Origin of the sequence: Bradyrhizobium sp. CCBAU 51745, assembly GCF_028128715.1 — a bacterium.
In the GTDB taxonomy this organism is placed as follows: domain Bacteria; phylum Pseudomonadota; class Alphaproteobacteria; order Rhizobiales; family Xanthobacteraceae; genus Bradyrhizobium; species Bradyrhizobium manausense.
In genome coordinates this window covers 1-20,304 of record NZ_LBJP01000060.1, presented here as the reverse complement: position 1 = coordinate 20,304, position 20,304 = coordinate 1, and the positions used below count along the sequence as shown (strand labels likewise).

19 protein-coding genes are annotated in these 20,304 nt (G+C 64.3%); 18 read left to right on the top strand and 1 reads right to left on the bottom strand.

Annotated elements, in window-relative coordinates; genetic code table 11:
- Nucleotides 1-34 precede the first annotated feature (34 nt).
- The 13 genes from mmsA (at nt 35) to XH98_RS14525 (ending at nt 14,098) form a co-directional block, all read left to right on the top strand.
- Nucleotides 35-1,612, top strand: a complete 1,578-nt coding sequence (gene mmsA / locus XH98_RS14585) for a multiple monosaccharide ABC transporter ATP-binding protein (protein ID WP_057758944.1) — start codon at nt 35-37, stop codon at nt 1,610-1,612.
- Nucleotides 1,609-2,799 carry a multiple monosaccharide ABC transporter permease gene (mmsB, locus tag XH98_RS14580; protein WP_271602165.1) on the top strand — a complete coding sequence of 397 codons (1,191 nt, stop codon included), beginning with the start codon at nt 1,609-1,611 and terminating at the stop codon, nt 2,797-2,799. The genes mmsA and mmsB overlap by 4 nt, the downstream gene beginning before the upstream one ends.
- A 167-nt stretch (nt 2,800-2,966) precedes the next feature.
- Nucleotides 2,967-3,107 (top strand): hypothetical protein, encoded by a 141-nt coding sequence (locus XH98_RS14575; RefSeq protein WP_157083801.1) that lies wholly within the window; start codon nt 2,967-2,969, stop codon nt 3,105-3,107.
- A gap of 191 nt (nt 3,108-3,298) precedes the next feature.
- Nucleotides 3,299-4,552 (top strand): sensor histidine kinase, encoded by a 1,254-nt coding sequence (locus XH98_RS14570; protein WP_271619017.1) that lies wholly within the window; start codon nt 3,299-3,301, stop codon nt 4,550-4,552.
- Nucleotides 4,553-4,591: 39 nt separating this feature from the next.
- On the top strand, nt 4,592-5,254 hold the full coding sequence (locus XH98_RS14565) for an HAD family hydrolase (protein ID WP_271602163.1): 663 nt from the start codon (nt 4,592-4,594) through the stop codon (nt 5,252-5,254).
- 6 nt (nt 5,255-5,260) lie between these two features.
- A complete protein-coding gene (locus XH98_RS14560; RefSeq protein WP_271602162.1) occupies nt 5,261-6,211 on the top strand; it encodes a sugar-binding transcriptional regulator in 951 nt (316 codons plus the stop codon).
- Nucleotides 6,212-6,477: 266 nt separating this feature from the next.
- The gene (locus XH98_RS14555) at nt 6,478-7,788 is read left to right on the top strand and encodes an ABC transporter substrate-binding protein (RefSeq protein WP_271602161.1); all 1,311 of its coding nucleotides are present in this window, start codon (nt 6,478-6,480) and stop codon (nt 7,786-7,788) included.
- Nucleotides 7,789-7,933: 145 nt separating this feature from the next.
- Nucleotides 7,934-8,806 (top strand): carbohydrate ABC transporter permease, encoded by an 873-nt coding sequence (locus tag XH98_RS14550; RefSeq protein WP_220002734.1) that lies wholly within the window; start codon nt 7,934-7,936, stop codon nt 8,804-8,806.
- A gap of 4 nt (nt 8,807-8,810) precedes the next feature.
- Nucleotides 8,811-9,641, top strand: a complete 831-nt coding sequence (locus tag XH98_RS14545; RefSeq protein ID WP_220002735.1) for a carbohydrate ABC transporter permease — start codon at nt 8,811-8,813, stop codon at nt 9,639-9,641.
- Between the two features lie 15 nt (nt 9,642-9,656).
- Nucleotides 9,657-10,664 carry an ABC transporter ATP-binding protein gene (locus XH98_RS14540; RefSeq protein ID WP_220002736.1) on the top strand — a complete coding sequence of 336 codons (1,008 nt, stop codon included), beginning with the start codon at nt 9,657-9,659 and terminating at the stop codon, nt 10,662-10,664.
- A 20-nt stretch (nt 10,665-10,684) separates the two neighbouring features.
- Entirely contained in the window at nt 10,685-11,458 is a 774-nt protein-coding gene (locus tag XH98_RS14535; RefSeq protein WP_220002737.1) for an SDR family NAD(P)-dependent oxidoreductase, read from the top strand.
- A 39-nt stretch (nt 11,459-11,497) separates the two neighbouring features.
- Nucleotides 11,498-13,144 (top strand): FGGY-family carbohydrate kinase, encoded by a 1,647-nt coding sequence (locus XH98_RS14530; RefSeq protein ID WP_271619016.1) that lies wholly within the window; start codon nt 11,498-11,500, stop codon nt 13,142-13,144.
- Nucleotides 13,145-13,162: 18 nt separating this feature from the next.
- Entirely contained in the window at nt 13,163-14,098 is a 936-nt protein-coding gene (locus tag XH98_RS14525) for a carbohydrate kinase family protein (RefSeq protein ID WP_271602158.1), read from the top strand.
- A gap of 6 nt (nt 14,099-14,104) precedes the next feature.
- Here XH98_RS14525 and XH98_RS14520 read toward each other — a convergent pair whose 3' ends face one another.
- The gene (locus XH98_RS14520; protein WP_220002740.1) at nt 14,105-14,992 is read right to left on the bottom strand and encodes a LysR family transcriptional regulator; all 888 of its coding nucleotides are present in this window, start codon (nt 14,990-14,992) and stop codon (nt 14,105-14,107) included.
- Nucleotides 14,993-15,115: 123 nt separating this feature from the next.
- Between XH98_RS14520 and XH98_RS14515 the strand changes: the two genes are divergently transcribed.
- The 5 genes from XH98_RS14515 to XH98_RS14495 all read left to right on the top strand — a co-directional run.
- Nucleotides 15,116-16,537: an amidase gene (locus tag XH98_RS14515; protein ID WP_271619015.1), complete on the top strand. Its 1,422-nt coding sequence runs from the start codon at nt 15,116-15,118 to the stop codon at nt 16,535-16,537.
- A gap of 84 nt (nt 16,538-16,621) precedes the next feature.
- The gene (locus XH98_RS14510; protein ID WP_220002742.1) at nt 16,622-17,572 is read left to right on the top strand and encodes an ABC transporter permease; all 951 of its coding nucleotides are present in this window, start codon (nt 16,622-16,624) and stop codon (nt 17,570-17,572) included.
- Nucleotides 17,569-18,462 carry an ABC transporter permease gene (locus XH98_RS14505; protein ID WP_271602156.1) on the top strand — a complete coding sequence of 298 codons (894 nt, stop codon included), beginning with the start codon at nt 17,569-17,571 and terminating at the stop codon, nt 18,460-18,462. Before XH98_RS14510 ends, XH98_RS14505 begins: the two co-directional genes overlap by 4 nt.
- Nucleotides 18,463-18,464: 2 nt before the next feature.
- Nucleotides 18,465-19,472 carry an ABC transporter ATP-binding protein gene (locus XH98_RS14500; RefSeq protein ID WP_271602155.1) on the top strand — a complete coding sequence of 336 codons (1,008 nt, stop codon included), beginning with the start codon at nt 18,465-18,467 and terminating at the stop codon, nt 19,470-19,472.
- Nucleotides 19,469-20,304: ATP-binding cassette domain-containing protein (locus XH98_RS14495; RefSeq protein ID WP_271619014.1), on the top strand; the 836-nt coding region annotated here is incomplete at its 3' end. The genes XH98_RS14500 and XH98_RS14495, both read left to right, overlap by 4 nt.

Genomic DNA, 20,304 nt, shown 5'->3' with positions numbered 1-20,304 from the left:
GGGGAGAGGGACGTAACGGAGGGGACGTAACGCAATGACCGCCATGCTGGAGATGCGCAACGTCAGCAAGAGCTTTGCCGGTGTGCAGGCGCTGCGTGACGTCAATTTCTCGGTTGAAGCCGGGCAGATCCACGCCCTCGTCGGCGAGAACGGCGCCGGAAAATCAACCTTGATGAAGGTGCTGAGCGGGGTCTACCCGGCGGGCAGCTATGAAGGCACCATTATCTTCGAGGGCCAGGAGCGCCGGTTCCGCGACATCAACGATTCCGAGGCGCTCGGCATCATCATCATCCATCAGGAGTTGGCGCTGATTCCGCTGATGTCGATTGCGGAGAATATTTTTCTCTCGCATCCGCCGTCAAAATTCGGCGTGATCGATCGCGACCAGGTGTACCGGCGCACGCGCGAGCTGCTCGCGCAGGTCGGTCTGAAGGAATCGCCGGATACGCTGATCACCGATCTCGGCGTCGGCAAGCAGCAGCTGGTCGAAATTGCCAAGGCGCTGTCCAAACGCGTCCGGATGCTGATCCTGGATGAGCCGACCGCGAGCCTGAACGAGGCCGATAGCGCTGCACTGCTCGAACGCCTGATGAAGTTCCGCGAGCAGGGCATCGGCTCGATCCTGATCTCGCACAAGCTCAACGAGGTCGCCCGCGTCGCCGACCACATCACCGTGCTGCGCGACGGACGCACCGTCGACGGTATCGACTGCCGCGCCGAGCCGATCCAGGAAGACCGCATCATCCGCAGCATGGTCAACCGCGACCTTGCCCATCGTTTTCCCGAGCGCAGCGCCAAGATCGGCGAACCGGTGCTCGAGGTTTCGAACTGGTCGGTCTATCACCCCATCCATCCCGATCGGCAGGTGATCAAGAATGTCAATTTCGGCGTCAAGCGCGGCGAGGTCGTCGGCATTGCCGGGCTGATGGGGGCCGGTCGCACCGAGTTCGCCATGAGCCTGTTCGGCCGCTCCTGGGGGACCAATATCAGCGGCCGCATTGCCCTCGAGGGTCACGAGATCGTGCTGCCGACCGTCGCGGCCGCCATCGACGCCGGCCTTGCCTATGTCACCGAGGACCGCAAGCAGCTCGGCCTGATCCTGGCCGACGACGTGCGCAAGAACATTACACTGGCAAGCCTCGACCAGGTCGCGCCGGGGCGGGTGATCGACGACATCGCCGAGCTGAAGGTCGCCAGCGATTACCGCAACCGGATGCGGATCCGCTGCTCCGACGTCTACCAGGAGACCGGCCAGCTGTCCGGCGGGAACCAGCAGAAGGTCGTGTTGTCGAAATGGCTGATGACCGACCCCAAGGTGCTGATCCTGGATGAGCCGACAAGGGGCATCGACGTCGGTGCCAAATACGAGATTTACTGTATTATCAACGAACTGGCGGAGGCCGGCCGCGGCGTCGTGGTGATCTCTTCGGAGATGCCCGAGCTGCTCGGCATCTGCGACCGCATCTGTGTCATGAACGACGGGGCCTTCGTCGGCGAGTTCCCGGGCGCTGAGGCGACACAGGAAAACATCATGCGCGCTATCATGCGCAACGAACGAAGCAACGGAAACGGCGCGGCCAGGGCCGCGGAGATGGGAGGATCGCAGCCATGACCGACAAGACGGTGTCGCTGCCCGAGGAGCGCCGGCACGGCAGCTTCATCAAGAACAATTTGCGCAACTACGGCATGCTGATGTCGCTGATTGCGATCATGCTGTTCTTCCAGGTCATGACCAGCGGCACGCTGTTGCAGCCGTTGAACCTGACGAACCTGGTGCTCCAGAACAGCTACATCGTCATCATGGCGCTGGGCATGCTGCTGGTAATCGTCACCGGCCATATCGACCTGTCGGTCGGATCGGTCGCGGGCTTCGTCGGTGCGGTCGCCGCGCTTCTGATGGTGACATACAAGGTCGACTACACGCTCGCCTTCCTGATCTGTCTTGCGGTCGGGGCGGCTATCGGCGCGGCGCAGGGCTATTGGGTCGCTTATTTCAAGATCCCGTCGTTCATCGTGACGCTGGCGGGCATGCTGGTGTTCAAGGGCCTTGCGCTTGCCGTGTTGCAGGGCCAGTCGCTCGGGCCGTTCCCGTCGACCTTCCAGAAGCTGTCGTCGGGCTTCATTCCGGAGCTGCTGCCAGAGGCCGGCACGCTGCATCCCACTTCGATGCTGATCGGAGCGGTGCTGGCGCTCGGTCTGGTCTACGCCAGCGCCAAGAGCCGCGCGCGCGAGGTGTCGCACGGCATCGAGGTTGAACCCTACGCGTTCTTCCTCGGCAAGAGTGTCGTGCTCGCCTTTGCCGTGCTCTATTTCACCTATTTGATCGCGACTTATCGCGGCCTGCCTAACGTGCTCGTGATCATGAGCGTCCTGATCGCGCTCTATGGTTTCGTCACCCGCCGCACCGTGATTGGCCGCCAGATCTATGCCGTTGGTGGCAACGCCAAGGCGGCTGGCCTGTCGGGCATCAAGACCGAACGGCTGACTTTCTTCACCTTCGTCAACATGGGCGTGCTCGCCGCGCTCGCCGGTCTCGTCTTCGCCGCGCGCCTCAACACCGCGACGCCGAAAGCCGGTCTCGGCTTCGAGCTCGACGTCATCGCCGCTTGCTTCATTGGTGGCGCTTCGGCCTATGGCGGCGTCGGCCGCGTCGGCGGTGCCGTGGTCGGCGCCATGATCATGGGCGTGATGAACAACGGCATGTCTATCCTCGGCATCGGCATCGACTACCAGCAGGTCATCAAGGGCCTGGTGCTGCTCGGAGCTGTGTGCATCGACGTCTATAACCAGCGACGATAGGAATAGATTGCCCGCGGGGCGGGGCTCCGGCTCCGCCCTCATACGGTCCAATTTTCCTCAATCCCATCACGGCATTGGCATCGCGACCGAGACCGATGCCTCGCCTTGACCATGATTTGGGCTAAGATCCAAAGGTTGCCGAACAGCGCACGGGCAGGGCAGCACCAGTGGCGGCTCGTATCAACGAAATGACGGACGACGAGTATGAGGTGCGGCTTCGCATCCTCGTGCGCATCGTTTCCGTCTGCACCCTGGGACTGATGTCCTTCGCGGCGGGTTTGCTGATCGGCGCCTTTGTTCTGTTTTGACCGGAGTGATCACGCCACCGGGCCGCGATCTCTCGACCGCGGCCGGTCGCTTCTTCAAAATCCCGGTGAAGGCCGCGCCGCGTCCGAAGGCCGATGGCTGTGACGCCGCCTGGTCTGTTGATCTAGATCAACCGACGACCAATCCCGCGCGAATTTCATGCAGTTGGTGCAAGGGATCACGGGGAATTTGAGTGACGAGCACAGCGAGGTCATCGCCGGCATCGGAGCTGATGCTGGTCTCGACATTGCCGGCGTTGCAGCTGATCTACGATACCGCCCCGATCGGGCTCGCCTGTCTGTCGCCGGACTGCCGGTATCTGCTGATCAACCAGCGCCTGACCGAAATCTGCGGTATCTCCGTCGAGGGACATCTCGGGCATACTGTGCGGGATTGCGTGCCCGCGTTGGCGGAGTCAGTCGAACAGATCGTGCGTTCGATCATGGTAACGGGCGAGCCAGTGATCGGCATCGAAGTGGCGGGGCAGCGGGCTGATCAGCTCGATGAGCGCTCCTGGGTCACCTATTGGCATCCGCTGCGGATGCCAAATGGCGAGATCGTTGCGGTCAATGTGGCGGCTGAGGAGATCACCGAACGAAAGCGGGCCGAACGCGAAATCCGCGGTGCCAGAGATGCTGCCGAAACGGCGCTTCGGCACTTGCGCGATATCCAGGACTCCCTGATCGAGGCGGAAAAGCTCGCCGCGCTCGGACGTATGGTCGCAGGCGTCGCGCACGAGATCAATACTCCACTCGGCAGCAGCCTGACGGTGGCTTCGACGCTCCAGCGCAAGGCCGAACAGTTCGCGGCGGAAGTCGCGCGCGGGAACCTCAGGCGTTCGACATTGATCGGGTTTCTGGAATTGGTGAACGATGCGTCGGCGCAACTTGTCACCAATCTCGGACGAGCCGCCGAGCGCGTCCAATCGTTCAAGCAGGTTGCGGCCGACCAGACCGAGTCCCATCGACGAAGCTTTGACGCGGGAGAACTGACCGGCCAGGTGCTCTCGCAATTCGCGCGGCAGCTTCGACAGCGTGGCATCGCGCTCAGCGTCAACTGCATGCCGGATCTTGCGATGGACAGCTATCCCGGGCCGTTTGGCCAGGCTCTGACCAATCTCACCGTCAATGCGATGACCCACGCATTCCCCGGCGGCCAGCGTGGGACCATCAACGTATCGATCGGCCCCTCCGGCCAGGAGCATATCGCGCTCTCGTTTGCGGATGACGGCTGCGGCATGGCGCCGGACGTGGAGCGGCGGGCGTTTGATCCTTTCTTTACGACGCGCCGGCACGATGGCGCGAGCGGTCTTGGCCTGCACATCGTCCACAGCATCGTCGTCGATCGGTTGGGCGGGCAGCTCCGGCTTGAAAGCAAGCCGGGCGGCGGAACGCAATTTCAGCTCGTCCTGCCGCGGGTTGCCCCGGCGCGGCGTACCGAGTTTTGAACTATTGCTCATCATCTGGGTATATGATCGAATGACGGGATGGACCTGGACCGGCCAAAACCCGATCTGATCATCTTCGATTGCGACGGCGTGCTCGTCGACAGCGAACTGCTCAGCTGTCGCTGCCTGTCCGAGGTGCTGGCGCTGTTCGGCCTTCAGCTCAGTGTGGAGCAGGCGCTCGAGCTCTTTCTCGGACGCAGCACGGGGGCGATCGAGCAGCATTACCGCGAGCTCGGCCAGGTTCTGCCGAGCGAATTCCTTCCGCGACTGAAGGCGCGCGTGCTCGAGACGTTTGCCGGCTCGCTCCAGCCGATTCCCGGCGTCGGCACCGTGCTGTCGAGATTGAAGACGCCATGCTGTGTCGCATCGTCGAGCGACCTTGACCGCGTCTCGCTGTCGCTTGAGGTCACCGGTCTCGCCCCGCATTTCGGCGATCGGCTCTACACCGCGCAAATGGTCAGGTACGGCAAGCCGGCTCCGGATCTCTTTCTCCATGCCGCCGGCAAGATGCAGGCCAGCCCTTCTCGCACCCTGGTGATCGAGGACAGTGTCAGCGGCGTCCAGGCTGCCAAGGCGGCCGGGATGATGGTCTGGGGATTTGTCGGCGGTGCCCATTATCGGAGCCGCGACGGCCGCGCTATATTGTCCGCCGCCGGGGCCGATCGGGTCTTCGCACAGATGAGCGATTTCTGGGGGGCGTGAGGCCGCATGGCCGCCGAGAACGAAAAATCCAGGCTCGACGACGCCGCGCGCGCCGGCTGGCTCTATTTCATTGCCGGCCACACCCAGGACGAGATCGCAAAGATGCTCCAGGTGTCGCGCGCCTCGGCGCAGCGACTGGTGTCGCTGTGCCTCGCCGAGCGGCTGATCACGTTCCGGCTTGAACATCCGATCGCAGCCTGCATGGAGCTGGCGGCGCGCCTGAAGGAGCGCTTTGATCTCCGCCATTGCGAGGTCGTGCCTGCCGATCCAGCCTCGCCGCAGTCCAACGCCGGAATTGCCGAGCGTTGCGCCAATCTGCTCGATGCGACGCTGCGCTCTGAGACACCCGTGATCGTGGCGCTCGGCACGGGGCGGGCCGTGCGCGCCGCGGTCGAGCGCGTCACCCCGATCGACCGGCCCAACCATCAGATCGTATCGCTGGTCGGCAACATCTCCGCGGACGGTTCGGCGAGCTTCTACGACACCGTCGGCCGGCTCGCTGACCGCACCGGCGCACGGCATTATCCGATGCCGCTGCCGTTCCTGATGTCGTCTGAGGACGAGCGCAACAGGATGGTTCGCATCGAGCCGATCGCGAAGGTCAAGGCGGTCGCCGCCAAGGCCGATCTGCGTCTTGTCGGTATCGGCCAAATGGATCAGAGAGCGCAGGTCCATATCGACGGCTTCGTCACCCGCGATGAATTGTTCGAGATGATGCGGCAGGGCGCGATCGGCGAGATCACCGGCTGGGCCTATGATTCCAAGGGCCGTTTGCTCAAGGCCGGCACCAACAAGCGCCTCACCAGCATTCCGCCAGAGGTGCCCGCGAAGGCCACGACCATCGGCGCCGCGGTCGGTGCGGCCAAGGTGTCCGCGATCGCAGCAGCCCTAAACGGGCGCCTGATCAACGGCCTGATCACGGACGAGGCCACCGCAAGGGCGATCCTGGACCGGTAGGCGTTTGGTCCCGCGAAGGTCTCTGCGTCGTCATGGCCGGGCTTGACCCGGCCATCGACGTCTTTCTTGCAGCACTGAGAACGTGGATGCCCGGGACAAGCCCGGGCATGACGACCTTCAATGAGGATCAGCTCGCATCCTCCCGCACCGCAGCACTCATAACTTGCCAAAACGCCCGCGCGCCTGCTTGACATCTGTGGCACCTCAGCCGAACATACGCCCAACGCGTGGGCATATGCTCAAAGCGCGAGTTGAGGGAGGACACCGTGAAACACATTCTGGGCGCCGTCTGCGGCGCGTCCGTACTGCTTGCCGTCCCCGCGATCGCCGAAACGACTCTGACGATCGCCACTGTCAACAATGGCGACATGATCCGCATGCAGGGGCTGACCGGCGAATTCACCAAGGCAAACCCGGACATCTCGGTAAAATGGGTGACGCTGGAGGAGAACGTGCTGCGCCAGCGCGTCACCACCGATATTGCCACCAAGGGCGGTCAGTTCGACGTGCTGACCATCGGCACCTACGAGGTGCCGATCTGGGCCAAGAAGGGCTGGCTGGTGCCGCTCGCCAATCTCGGCGCCGACTACGACGTTGCCGACCTTCTGCCGAAGATCAAGGACGCCGTCTCCGTCGACGGCAAGCTTTATGCCGCGCCATTCTACGGCGAGAGCTCGATGGTGATGTACCGCACCGATCTGTTCGACAAGGCCGGCCTGAAGATGCCGGAAACGCCGACCTGGGATTTCGTCATCGATGCCGCCAAGAAGCTCACTGACAAGAACGCCGGCGTCTACGGCATCTGCCTGCGCGGCAAGGCCGGCTGGGGCGAGAACATGGCGTTCCTCTCGGCGATGGCCAATTCATACGGCGCGCGCTGGTTCGACGAGAAGTGGGAGCCGCAGTTCAACACGCCGGAATGGAAGACGACGCTCACGACCTACGTCAATCTGATGAAGGACGCCGGCCCTCCCGGCGCGAGCTCGAACGGATTTAACGAGAACCTCGCACTGTTCAATGCCGGCAAATGCGCGATGTGGATCGACGCGACGGTCGCTGCGTCCTTCGTCACCAACCCGAAGGACTCGAATGTTGCGGACAAGGTCGGCTTTGCGCTGGCGCCCAACACAGGGCTCGGCAAGAACGCCAACTGGCTGTGGGCCTGGAGTCTGGCGATTCCCGCAGGCTCCAAGAAGGCCGATGCGGCCGAGAAGTTCATCGCCTGGGCAACGAGCAAGGACTACACCAAGCTCGTGGCCGCGAAGGAGGGCTGGGCCAACGTGCCGCCGGGTACGCGCACCTCGCTCTACCAGAATCCTGAGTATGTGAAAGCCGCGCCCTTCGCCAAGATGACGCTGGCATCGATCGACGCAGCCGACCCGAACAAGCCGACCGTGAAGCCGGTGCCTTATGTCGGCGTGCAATATGCCGCGATCCCCGAATTCCAGGGCATCGGCACGCAAGTCGGGCAGCAGTTCTCGGCCGCGCTTGCGGGATCGATGACGGTGGACGCGGCGCTGGCTGCGGCGCAATCTGCCACCGAGCGCGAGATGAAGCGCGCCGGCTACATCAAGTAAACCCGAGCTCTCCCTGAGCTCAACTCGCGGCCGTCCACTCCTTGCGCGATGGATGGCCGCCTTCTTCCCAAGGTTTTATTCTGACGCGTTTTCTTCCCGCGAGGCCTCCACTTCGCTCGAAAACGCTCTGAGGGAGATCCCGAGGATGGCAACCCGGCAGACGCAGTTTCTTGCGCGGTCGCTCCTGGCGCCAGCCGTCGGATTGCTGTTCATCTGGATGATCGTTCCGCTCGCGCTGACGATCTATTTCTCGACCCTGCATTACAGCCTGCTCGATCCCGGTTCGGAATCCTTCGTTGGACTGGAAAACTTCCGCTACTTCCTCACCGATCCGGCCTTTCTCGCCTCGCTCCAGAACACGCTGGTGCTGGTCGGCTCCGTGCTGGCGCTGACGATCGTGCTCGGGATTCCGCTGGCGCTGCTGCTCGACCAGCCCGTGGTCGGTCGCAACTTCGTCCGCCTGATGGTGATCGCGCCGTTCTTCGTGATGCCGACTGTGAGCGCGCTGGTCTGGAAGAACCTGCTGATGCACCCTGTCTCGGGCCTGTTCGCCTGGCTCGCCAAGCTGGTCGGGCTCACGCCGGTCGACTGGTTCAACGACGTGCCGCTGTTCTCGGTGATCCTGATCGTGGCCTGGCAATGGCTGCCGTTTGCGACGCTGATCCTGCTGACCGCGCTGCAATCGCTCGACGAAGAGCAGAAGGAAGCGGCCGAGATGGATGGTGCCAGCGCGATCTCGACCTTCATCTACATCACGCTGCCGCATCTGGCGCGCCCGATCACCGTGGTGATCTTGATCGAGACCATCTTCCTGCTGACGGTGTTCGCCGAGATCTTCGTCACCACCGGCGGCGGGCCGGGCCTGCAAACCACCAATATCGCCTTCCTGATCTATTCGCAGGCGCTGATTCAGTTCGACGTCGGCAGCGCCTCGGCGGGCGGCCTTGTCGCGGTGGTCATCGCCAACGTCGTCGCGTTCTTCCTGGTCCGCATCGTCGGCCGTAACCTGGAAGCCTAGAAAGATGGCGCGCAAGTCAACAACGCAGCGGGTGGTGGTCTCGACGATCGGGGCGTGGTTCTTCGGCTTCCTGATCTTCTTTCCGATCCTGTGGATGGTGCTGGCGAGTTTCAAGACGGAGCTCGAGGCTTTTGCGATCCCGCCGTCCTTCCTGTTCTTCCGCTGGACCCTGGAAAACTATGCGACGGTGCAGGAACGCAGCGATTATTTCCACCATGCGATGAACTCGATCATCATCGCTGGCGGCTCGACGTTGATTGCGCTCCTGATCGCAGTCCCCGCGGCCTGGTCGATGGCGTTTTCGCCGACCAAGCGTACCAAGGACGTCCTGCTCTGGATGCTTTCGACCAAGATGATGCCGCCGGTCGGCGTGCTGGTGCCAATCTACCTGATCTACAAGTCCTTCGGCCTGCTCGATTCCCGCATTGGCCTGGTCTTCATCCTCTGCCTCGGCAATCTGCCGATCGTGATCTGGATGCTGTTCACCTATTTCAAGGAGATCCCGCGCGACATCCTCGAAGCCGCGCGCATGGACGGCGCCACCATCGGCCGCGAGCTTATCTACGTGCTGACGCCGATGGCGATCCCGGGGCTTGCTTCGACCATGCTGCTTAATTTGATCCTGGCCTGGAACGAGGCATTCTGGACGCTCAACCTGTCCACTTCGGCGGCCGCACCGCTGACGGTTTTTATTGCCTCATATTCAAGTCCCGAAGGACTGTTCTGGGCCAAGCTGTCGGCGGCCTCGACGCTGGCGATCGCGCCTATTCTCGTCCTCGGTTGGTTCAGCCAGAAGCAGCTCGTGCGCGGGCTCACCTTCGGCGCGGTGAAATAAAGGGGCTGCCGGATCATGGGTCAGATCACACTTCAAGGCGTGCAGAAATCCTTCGGCCCCGTGCACATCATCAAGGGCGCCGATCTCGACATCGCTGACGGCTCCTTCGTCGTCTTTGTCGGTCCTTCCGGCTGCGGCAAGACCACGCTGCTTCGGCTGATCGCAGGCCTCGAGGACGTTACCGGCGGCGCCATCCTGATCGACGGCAAGAACGTCGTCGACACGCCGCCGGCCAAGCGCGGCCTGTCGATGGTGTTCCAGTCCTATGCGCTCTATCCACATATGAGCGTGCGCGGCAACATCGGCTTTGGCCTGAAGATGGCGGGATTGCCCAAGGACGAGATCAATCGCAAGGTCGAGGCGGCCGCGGCGACGCTGAACCTCACGCCTTATCTTGACCGCAAGCCGCGAGAGCTCTCCGGCGGCCAGCGCCAGCGCGTCGCGATCGGGCGCGCCATCGTCCGCGAGCCCAAGGGGTTCCTGTTCGACGAACCGCTGTCCAATCTCGACGCCGCGCTGCGCGTGCAGATGCGCATCGAGGTGACGCGGCTCCAGAAGCAGCTCGGCACCACCGCGATCTATGTCACCCACGACCAGGTCGAGGCCATGACCATGGCCGACAAGATCGTCGTGCTGAACGCCGGCAAGATCGAGCAATACGGCTCGCCGCTGGAGCTCTACGAGCGGCCCGCCAATCTCTTTGTCGCCGGCTTCATCGGCTCGCCCAAGATGAATTTCGTCACCGGCGACAGCGCTGCGCAGCAGGGCGCGGCCACAATCGGCGTGCGTCCGGAGCATCTCAAGATCGAGCGCGAAGGCGCTGGAGGCTGGCAGGGGACGATCGCGGTCGCCGAGCACCTCGGCAGCGACACCTTTCTTTATGTCGACGCCGGGCCGCTCGGGATGCTGACCGCGCGCTACATCGGCGAATTGAGCCTGCATGCCGGCGACCGCGTGTCGCTGCTGCCGGACCCCACGCGCATCCACCGCTTCGACGCGAGCGGCAATGCGATCAGGAACTAACAAGAAACGGGACTACGACCATGTACCTGGAAAAATTCAAGCTGAGCGGCAAGACTGCGTTCATCACCGGCGGCGGGCAGGGCATTGGGCTCGCCTGCGCCGAAGCGCTGGCCGAAGCCGGTGCTAAGGTCACTATTGGTGACCGCGACAACAAAGTCGCCGGCGACGCCAAGGCCAGCCTGAAGGCGAAGGGTTATGACATCGAGACCGCGATCATGGACGTTACCGACACCAAACGGGTGGCGGAGGTGGCGAACGATCTCGTCGCCCGGCACGGCAAGGTTGACATCCTCGTCAACAACGCCGGCATTGCGCGCAGCGAAACCCCGGCCGAGACCGTGACCGATGAGCACTGGCTCAACGTCATCGATGTCAATCTCAACGGCACCTTCTGGTGCTGCCGCGAGTTCGGCAAGCATATGCTCAAGGCCAAAAGCGGCGCGATCGTCAATGTCGGCTCGATGTCCGGCTTCATCGTCAACAAGCCGCAGGAGCAGTGCTTCTACAATGCCTCCAAGGCCGGCGTGCACCATCTGACCAAGTCGCTGGCTGCCGAATGGGGCGCGCGCGGCATCCGCGTCAATGCGGTGGCGCCGACCTATATCGACACGCCGCTCAACGCCTTCGTGAAGAGCACCCCGAAAATGTACGACGCCTGGATCGGTGGAACTCCGATGGGGCGGATGGGGCAGGTCGAGGAGATCGCCTCGGTCGTGCTGTTCCTGGCATCTGAGGCCGCGAGCCTGATGACCGGCAGCATCGTGCTGGTGGATGGCGGCTACACTTGCTGGTAGGCTTGCCGTCAAAACTGACGGAAGCCACCGGGAGCGACAATGCCGCGAGCGTATATCGGCGTCGATGTAGGGACCACGAGCACGCGGGCAGGGGTGTTTGACGAGGCGGGAACGCTGCTTGCGACCGCCAAGCATCCGATCCGGGTCTGGCACGAGGCCGGCGACATCGTCGAGCAGTCCTCGCAGGACATCTGGGAGGCCTGTGTCAAATCGGTGCGGGCGGCGACGGCGGAGGCGGCCATCGCGCCCGACAGTGTCGGCGGCATCGGTTTCGACGCGACCTGTTCCCTGGTTGTGCTCGACCGCGAGGGCGAGCCGGTCACGGTCAGCGCCTCGGGCGAGAAGCAACGCAACGTCATTGTCTGGATGGACCATCGCGCCATCGCCGAGGCGCGGCTGATCAACGAGACCGCAGACGACGTGCTGCGCTACGTCGGCGGCTCGATCTCACCCGAGATGGAGATGCCGAAGCTATTGTGGCTCAAGCGTCATCTGCGCGCGAGCTTTGATTCCGCCGGGCATTTCTTCGATCTGGCAGACTATCTGACCTGGCGCGCGACCGGATCGCTGCAGCGCTCGACCTGCACCGTCACCTGCAAATGGAACTATCTCGCCCATGACGGCGGCGGCTGGAGCGCGCCGTTCTTCAAGCGCATCGGCCTGTCCGACTTCGTGAGTGAAAAATACGCCCGCATCGGTACCGAGATCGTTGCCCCTGGCACGCGGCTCGGCGCCGGCCTCACCCGCGCCGCCGCCGTCGATCTCGGCCTGTCCGCGGGCACCCCGGTCGGCGCCTCCCTGATCGATGCTCACGCCGGCGGCATCGGCGCGATCGGCGGACGCGACGGGTCGGGCGGAACGACTGACGTCACCGATCGTCTGGCCTACATCATGGGAACGTCGGCCTGCATCATGGCGACCACGAAGGATCCGTGCTTCGTGCCGGGCGTCTGGGGTCCCTATTATTCCGGTATGGTGCCGAACTTCTGGCTCAACGAAGGCGGCCAATCGGCCGCCGGCGCGGCGATCGACCACCTTCTCAGATCGCATCCGGGCCATGCCGAGGCGAGTGCGGCGGCGAAGAATGAGGGTGTCGACCTCATCGAGTTTCTCGAGCGCCGCATCATCGCGCGCGCCGGCGATGCCAGCCGCGCGGCACTGCTCGCCCGCGACGTCCATGTGCTCCCCGAGTTCATCGGCAACCGCTCGCCTTACGCCGACCCCGATACGCGCGCTGTGATCGCCGGCCTCGATCTCGACACCGATGTCGGTTCGATGGAGCGGCTCTTCGTTGCAGGCCTGTGCGGGCTCGCTTATGGACTCGCCGAGGTAATCGAAGCCTTTGCCGCGCATGGCGTTCATGCCGGCATCATGATCATGGGCGGCGGCGCCAGCCGCAGCCCCTTGGTGCGGCAGATCATGGCCGATACCACCGGCCTCACCGTCGCGTTGCCGCAGACCAGGGAGCCGGTGCTCTTGGGCGCCGCGATGCTCGGTGCGGTCGCCGGCGGCGCCTATGCCTCGATCGGCGAGACCATGGCAAAGATGTCGGCGCTCGGGCGCAAGAGCGAACCGACCGCGCCCGACATGGCCGCATTTCACACCAGGAAGCGCGAGGTGTACAAGCTGCTGCGCGAGGTCGATCGCGACAGTCGCGCGGCGATGCGCGACATCGCCAAGAGTTAGAAGGACCTGTTGAGAGACATGCTGATTTCTTGCGGCGATGCACTGATTGATTTCGTGCCGACGAAAAACGCCGAGGGCCGCGAAGCGGTGATGCCGGCGGTCGGCGGCTCCTGTCTCAACGTCGCGATCGGCATCGCGCGGCTCGGCGCCCCCACCGGTTTTGTCGGCGGCATCTCGAACGACATGTTCGGAAGCATGATCGCGGAGCATGCCGCCGCATCTAATGTCGAGCTTGGTTTCGCCACGCGCAGCGATCACCAGACCACGCTGGCCTTCGTCCGCATCGTCGCCGGCGAGTCGCATTATGCGTTCTATGACGCCGAGACCGCGACCCGGAATTGGACGTTTCGGCGCGGCACCCTCCCGTTCGATACGGTCGAAGCTGTTCATGTCGGCTCGACCACGCTGGTCAACGATCAAGGCGCCGCCGAGACCAAAGCGTTGATTGCAGATGCCAAGGCGACGTCGACGATCTCCTTCGATCCGAATTGCCGGCCCAATCTGGTCAAGGACAAGCCGGGCTATCTCGCCCGCATGGTGCAGTTCGCGACCCAAGCCGATCTCATCAAGATGTCGGACGTCGACTTCGCTTATCTCTTCGGCGAGGAGCCGTATCAGCAGCGCGCGGACGCCATGCTGGGGCAGGGCCCGAGCCTTGTCGTCATCACCCGCGGCAACAACGGCGCCATCGCCTGGCATGCGAAGACGGGCCAGATCGAGGTCGAGGCGCCGAAGGTCGCGGTCGCCGATACCATCGGCGCCGGTGACAGCTTTCAGGCCGCATTGCTGTTCGCACTGCACAAGCAGGGCCGTCTCGCCAGACAGCAACTCAAGGACATCAGCGCCGATGGGCTTCGTCGCGCATTGTCTTTTGCCGCAAACTGCGCCGGCCTCACCTGCACCCGCCCGGGCGCCGATCCGCCCTGGAGCCACGAGATCAGCTGGAGCTGGTAGGCCGCGTCACAGTCGCGCGACAGCCTTTTCGGCGCATTTCAGAAATTTAGGGATGAGCGGACTCTGCGAATCTCGCCGCCAGCACACCGCGATGTCGATGGAATCGGCGACATCGCCCAGCGGCCGGAACACGATGCCGCGCGGCGCACCGAGCTTGGCACAGGCCGGCAGGATCGCGAGCCCCTCACCGGCAAGAACCAGGCTCATCGCCGAATTCACCGTCTCCACCCGGCTAGCGATCGGCATCACGATTTGATGCCGCCGCAGCAGGGCCGCGACCGCGGAGGAGGCGGGGTCCCGCTCCGGCGGTGGTAGTGCGATTAGCGGGCGGCCCTGCAAGCGCGCGATCGGTACGGCGCCGAGACGTGCCAGCGGCGAGCTGTTCGCCATCGCCAGCATGAAGGGTTGCGCGCCGATCCGCGTCACCTGGATTTCAGGATGGTGGATCGCCGGCATGCACAGTGCAACCGTGACGCTGCGGTCGAGCAGCCGCGCCTCGCGCGTTGATGCGCTGAGGTCGACGAAGTCGAGATCGACGCCAGGAATGGATCGCCGCAGCTCCGGAATCAGCCGCGGCAGCACGGCGTTCGCCAGCACGAACATGTAGCCGACCGAGAGCCGCCCGCGCCTGCCAGCCGCGACCGCGCGAGCGGCTTCGATGCCGTCGGCCGCCAGCGCCAGGGCCTCGCCGGCGCGCGCCAGCAGGGCTTGGCCCGCCTCCGTCAGGTCCATGCCGCGCGTGCCGCGGTGAAATAGCGGCGCGCCGACCTCTGCCTCGAGCTTGCGGATCTGGACAGAGAGCGGCGGCTGCGCCATCCGCAACTGTTCGGCGGCCTTGCCGACGCTGCGGGCCTCGGCCACGGCGACGAAATAGCGGAGACGGCGAAGATCCATAGGCATACCCAAACCGTATGGGTTGACCACCAAAATCGTATTGGACGCCGAGTTAACAAAACTGTCATTCTCGATGTCAATGCATGAGGCCAACGGCGGCCCGCTTCGGAGCATGATTTGACGATGAACGGCGATCCCTGCCTGCTGTCCGCAACCGAATTGCGTCCGCTGATTGCGAACAAGCAGATTTCCCCCGTCGAAATCACCCGCGCTGCGCTCGCTCGCGCCGAAGCGCTTCAGCCCAAGCTGAACTGCTTCATCACGATCTGCGGCGACGAGGCGATGGCAGCGGCGCGCGAGGCCGAGCGCAAGGTGATGGCCGGCGAGCGGCTTGGCCTGCTGCACGGGCTTCCCATGACGGTCAAGGACATCGTCAACACCAAGGGCGTGAGGACCACCTTCGGCGCAGTTCCCTACAAGGACAATGTGCCGACCGAAGATGCGGTCGCGGTCGGGAAGCTGCGCGCGGAAGGCGCGATCCTGATTGGCAAGACGACGACGCCCGAATTCGGCAGCAAGTGCCTGACCGACTCGCCGCTGTTCGGCCGCACCCGCAATGCCTGGAGCGCGGAGCGCTCCTCCGGCGGCTCCAGCGGCGGCGCGGCCGTGGCGGTGGCGAGCGGCATCGCGCCGCTGGCGATCGCGACCGATGGCGGCGGCTCGACGCGAATTCCCGCCGCCTGCAACGGAGTCGTTGGCTTGAAGCAGAGCAACGGCGTGATCGCGCACAGCCAGGCGCTCGATGCGTTCGGCAACCAGACCTATGTCACGCCGACCACGCGCACGGTCGCCGACACGGCGCTGATGATGCAGGCGATGGCGGGCGAAGATTCCTGCGATCCTTGGTCGATCGGTTTGCCCGTGCCTGACTTCATCGGCACCGCCGCCCCGCGCGGCGATCTGCGCGGGCAAAAAATCCTGTTCTGTGCTTCGCCGCCCGGCCGGCCCGTGTCGGCCGATGTCGCCGCCGCCTTCAAGGCGAGCCTCGACCGGCTCGCTAGCCTCGGTGCCGAGCTCGAGGAGTTCTCCGGCGAGGGCTACGATGTCGAGCCGATCTGGCGCGCCATCAACCACACCGTCTGGCGCTCGCGCTTCTCGAAGCTGGTGGCCGAGCATCGCGAGGTTCTTAGCGACGCCTTCATCAAGCAGATTGCACTCGCGACCAATGTCAGCGGCGTCGACTATCAGGAGGCGATGTTCGCGCGCACGGCGTTGTTCCGTCGGGTGCAATCCCTGCTTGCGCGCGGGCATTTGCTGGCGATGCCGACCATCACCCGCACCGCACTGCCGATCGACCAGGACCTGTTCGGCAAGATCGAAATCGACGGGGTGCAGTTTGATAGCGTCCGGCCGCACTGGTTCCCCTGGACCATGCCGTTCAACATGACCGGCCACCCCGCGATCAGTCTGCCCTGCGGCTTCGGCCGTGACGGCCTGCCGATCGGGCTCCAACTCGTCGGCCGCTTCCGGCTTGACGCGGAATTGCTGCGGGTCAGTGCGCTGTTCGAGGCCTCGTCCGATCTTCTCGCCCGCCGGCCGGAATGACGGCATGTATAGGCCGCAAAGGGCTTGCGTCCGGCGTCCGGACATGTTGATCGTGCCGCTGATGAGCCCCGAACCCGACCGCGCATGAGCGTATTTGTCCTCCGACGTGTCCTGACATTGCTGGCGACGCTGGTAGGCGCATCCGTGATCATTTTCCTGGTGCTGGACGCGCTGCCTGGAAATGCCGCGCAGATGCTGATGGGGGCTGACGCCTCGCCTGACGCGGTCCGTGCGCTCACGATCAAGCTCGGGCTCGACCAGCCGCTGGCGATCCGCTACCTGCAATGGATCAAGGGTCTCGTCGTCGGCGATCTCGGCAATTCCTATGTCTATGGCACGCCGGTTGCGAGCCTGATCGCAGAGCGGCTGGTGCTGACCATCCCGCTTGCGATCATCTCGATGCTGATCACGGTGGTGCTGGCGCTCTCGGCCGGCATTTACACCGCGGCCAACCACAACAAGCTCGGCGACGTCGGCGTGATGTCGCTGACGCAAGTGGGCATCGCGTTGCCGAACTTCTGGTTTGCCATTCTCCTGGTTCTGCTGTTCGCGGTGCGGCTGCAATGGCTTTCCGCAGGCGGCTTCGCCGGCTGGGATGACGGCATCTGGCTGGGTGTCAAATCGTTGCTGCTGCCATCGATCTCGCTCGCTGTCGTGCAGGCCGCGATCCTCGCCCGCGTGACACGGTCAGCCGTGCTCGAAGTGCTGCGCGAAGATTTTGTCCGCACGGCGCGCGCGAAGGGGCTCGGCAAGCGCGAGGTGCTGTGGAGCCACGTGCTGCGCAATGCCATGATCCCGGTGATGACGGTGATGGGCCTGCAATTTGCCAACCTGCTGGCCGGCACCATCGTGATTGAGAACGTGTTCTATTTGCCCGGCCTCGGCCGGCTGATCTTCCAGTCGATCGCCAACCGCGACCTCATCGTGGTGCGCAATTGCGTGATGCTGCTGGCGGCCATGGTGGTCATCGTCAATTTCGTGGTCGATGTGCTCTATGCCTTCATCGATCCCCGCATCAAGGTGCACGACCTGTGAGCGCGCAGCTTTCCCCCCCGGTTGACGCGCCGATCGCAACGCGGCCCTTGCCGGCACGCACATTCTGGAGCCGCGCGCTGCGCCATCGCAGTTTTGTGCTGGGTGGCCTGCTCAGCCTGCTGGTGGTCGCCTCGGCGCTGCTCTCGCTGGTGTGGACGCCGTGGTCTCCGTACGAGATCGATATCGCCGCGAAACTCCGGCCGCCGTCGGCGGCGCACTGGCTCGGCACCGATTCCTTCGGCCGCGACATCGTCTCGCTGCTGCTCGCGGGCGCGCGCTCGACCATCCTGGTCGGCGTTATCGCGGTCAGCATCGGTCTTTCCTTCGGCGTCTGCCTCGGCCTGATCGCTTCGGCCAAGCGCGGCTGGACCGAAGAGATCATCATGCGCTTCTCCGATTTCACCTTTGCCTTTCCGGCCGTGCTGTCGGCGATCATGCTCGCCGCGGTGGCAGGACCGGGCATGGTGACCTCGATCATCGCGATCGGCATCTTCCAGATCCCGACCTTGACCCGGCTGACGCGCGGCTCGGCCAATGCGATCTGGGCGCGCGAATTCGTGTTGGCCGCGCGCGCCTCGGGCAAGGGCGCGTTCCGTATCACCATCGAGCACGTCTTGCCGAACATCCTGTCGATCCTGATCGTGCAGGCGACCATCCAGTTCGCGCTCGCCATTCTTGCAGAAGCCGCGCTGTCCTATCTCGGCCTCGGCACGCAGCCGCCGCAGCCGTCCTGGGGCCGCATGCTGAACGATGCGCAGACCATGCTGTTCCAGTCGCCGATGCTCGCGGTCTATCCGGGCGCGGCGATCGCAATCGCGGTGCTCGGCCTCAATCTGCTCGGTGACGGCTTGCGCGATCTGCTCGATCCCCGTCTGGCGCGGGAGCGATGACGATGGCCGATTCCGCAACCCTGATCGAGGTCGACAATCTCGGCGTCCGCCTCAACACCAGCCGCGGCCCGGCGCAGGCCGTGCGCGGCGTCAGTTTTGCGTTGAAGCGCGGCGAGACGCTCGGGCTCGTCGGCGAATCCGGCTGCGGCAAGTCGGTCACGGCGCTGTCGCTGATGGGGTTGCTGCCTGATAGTGCCGTCGTCACCGGCAGCATCAAGCTTGATGGTGCCGAGCTCGCGCGGCTGCCTGACGCGGAATACTGCAAGCTGCGCGGCAATCGCATCAGCATGATCTTCCAGGAGCCGATGACGGCGCTGAACCCGATGCACACGATCGGGCACCAGGTCGCAGAACCCCTGCGGCGCCACAAGAGATACTCCGCTGCGCAGGCGCGCAAAGAAGCGATCGCATTGCTCGACCGTGTCGGGCTGCCCGATCCCGCCAAGCGTATCGATGCCTATCCGCACCAGTTCTCCGGCGGCCAGCGCCAGCGCGTCACCATTGCGATGGCGCTCGCCTGCGAGCCGGAGCTGTTGATCGCGGATGAGCCGACCACGGCGCTCGACGTCACCATCCAGGGCCAGATCCTCGACCTCATCGCCGATCTTGTCGAGGAGCGCGGCATGTCGATGATCCTGATCTCGCACGATCTCGGCGTCATCGCCGAGAACGTGCAGCGCATGATGGTGATGTATGGCGGCACGGTCGTCGAGAGCGGGCCGACCGACGAGGTGTTCCGCCGGATGGGGCATCCCTATACGCAGGGCCTGTTCCGCGCCCGCCCAAAACTCGGCGCGCGTAAGGGGACGCGGCTGACGACGATCTCGGGCACGGTGCCGGAACTCGCCGATCTGCCCTCCGGCTGCACTTTTGCCGATCGATGTCCGCTGGTGATCGAACGATGTCGCTCTGCGCTGCCGCCGATGGTGGAGGTCGGGGCCGGCCACAATGTCCGCTGCATCAGAACCGACGTTTCGATGGCCGCGAATGTCGGGGCGCTGTCCGCATGACCGCAGCGCCGCTTCTCGACGTCAAGGATCTCGAGCAGCGTTACACGCTGCCGCGCGAAAACCTGTTCCGTCCGCCCGGCCAGGTGCGCGCGCTCAACGGCGTCAGCCTGCAGGTTCAGGGCGGCAAAAGCCTCGGCATCGTCGGCGAATCCGGTTCGGGCAAATCCACGTTTGCGCGCGTCGTGATGGCGCTGGAGCGGCCGGCGGCAGGGCAGGTCACGCTGCTCGGCCGCGATCTCAACCGCATCTCTCCTGATGAACTGCGCCGTGCGCGGCGCGATTTCCAGATGGTATTTCAGGACCCGTACGGTTCGCTCGACCCACGCCAAACCATTGCCCGCATCGTCGCCGAGCCGCTCACCGTGCTTGACGATGCCGACCGGACCGCCTTCCGTGCCCGCGTCGCGACGGTGCTGAAGCAGGTCGGATTGCGCGAAGCGGATATGGACAAATATCCGCACGAATTCTCCGGCGGTCAGCGCCAGCGCATCGCGATTGCGCGTGCGCTGATCACCCAGCCAAAGCTGATCGTTGCGGATGAGCCGGTCTCCGCGCTCGACGTCTCGGTGCAGGCGCAGGTCCTCAACCTGATGCAGGATCTGCAGGAGCAGTTCGGCCTCAGCTACATCCTGATCAGCCACGACCTCGCGGTCGTCGATTATCTCTGCGACGAGGTCGCGGTGATGTATCTCGGCCGGGTGGTCGAGCAGGGGCGCCCCGAAGATCTGTTCGAGCGCTGCGCCCATCCCTACACGCGGGCGCTGCTGGACGCCGTGCCGCGGGCGCGGGCCGGGGGCGGACGGCGCCGGCGCGGGGCCCAGGCGATCGCCTC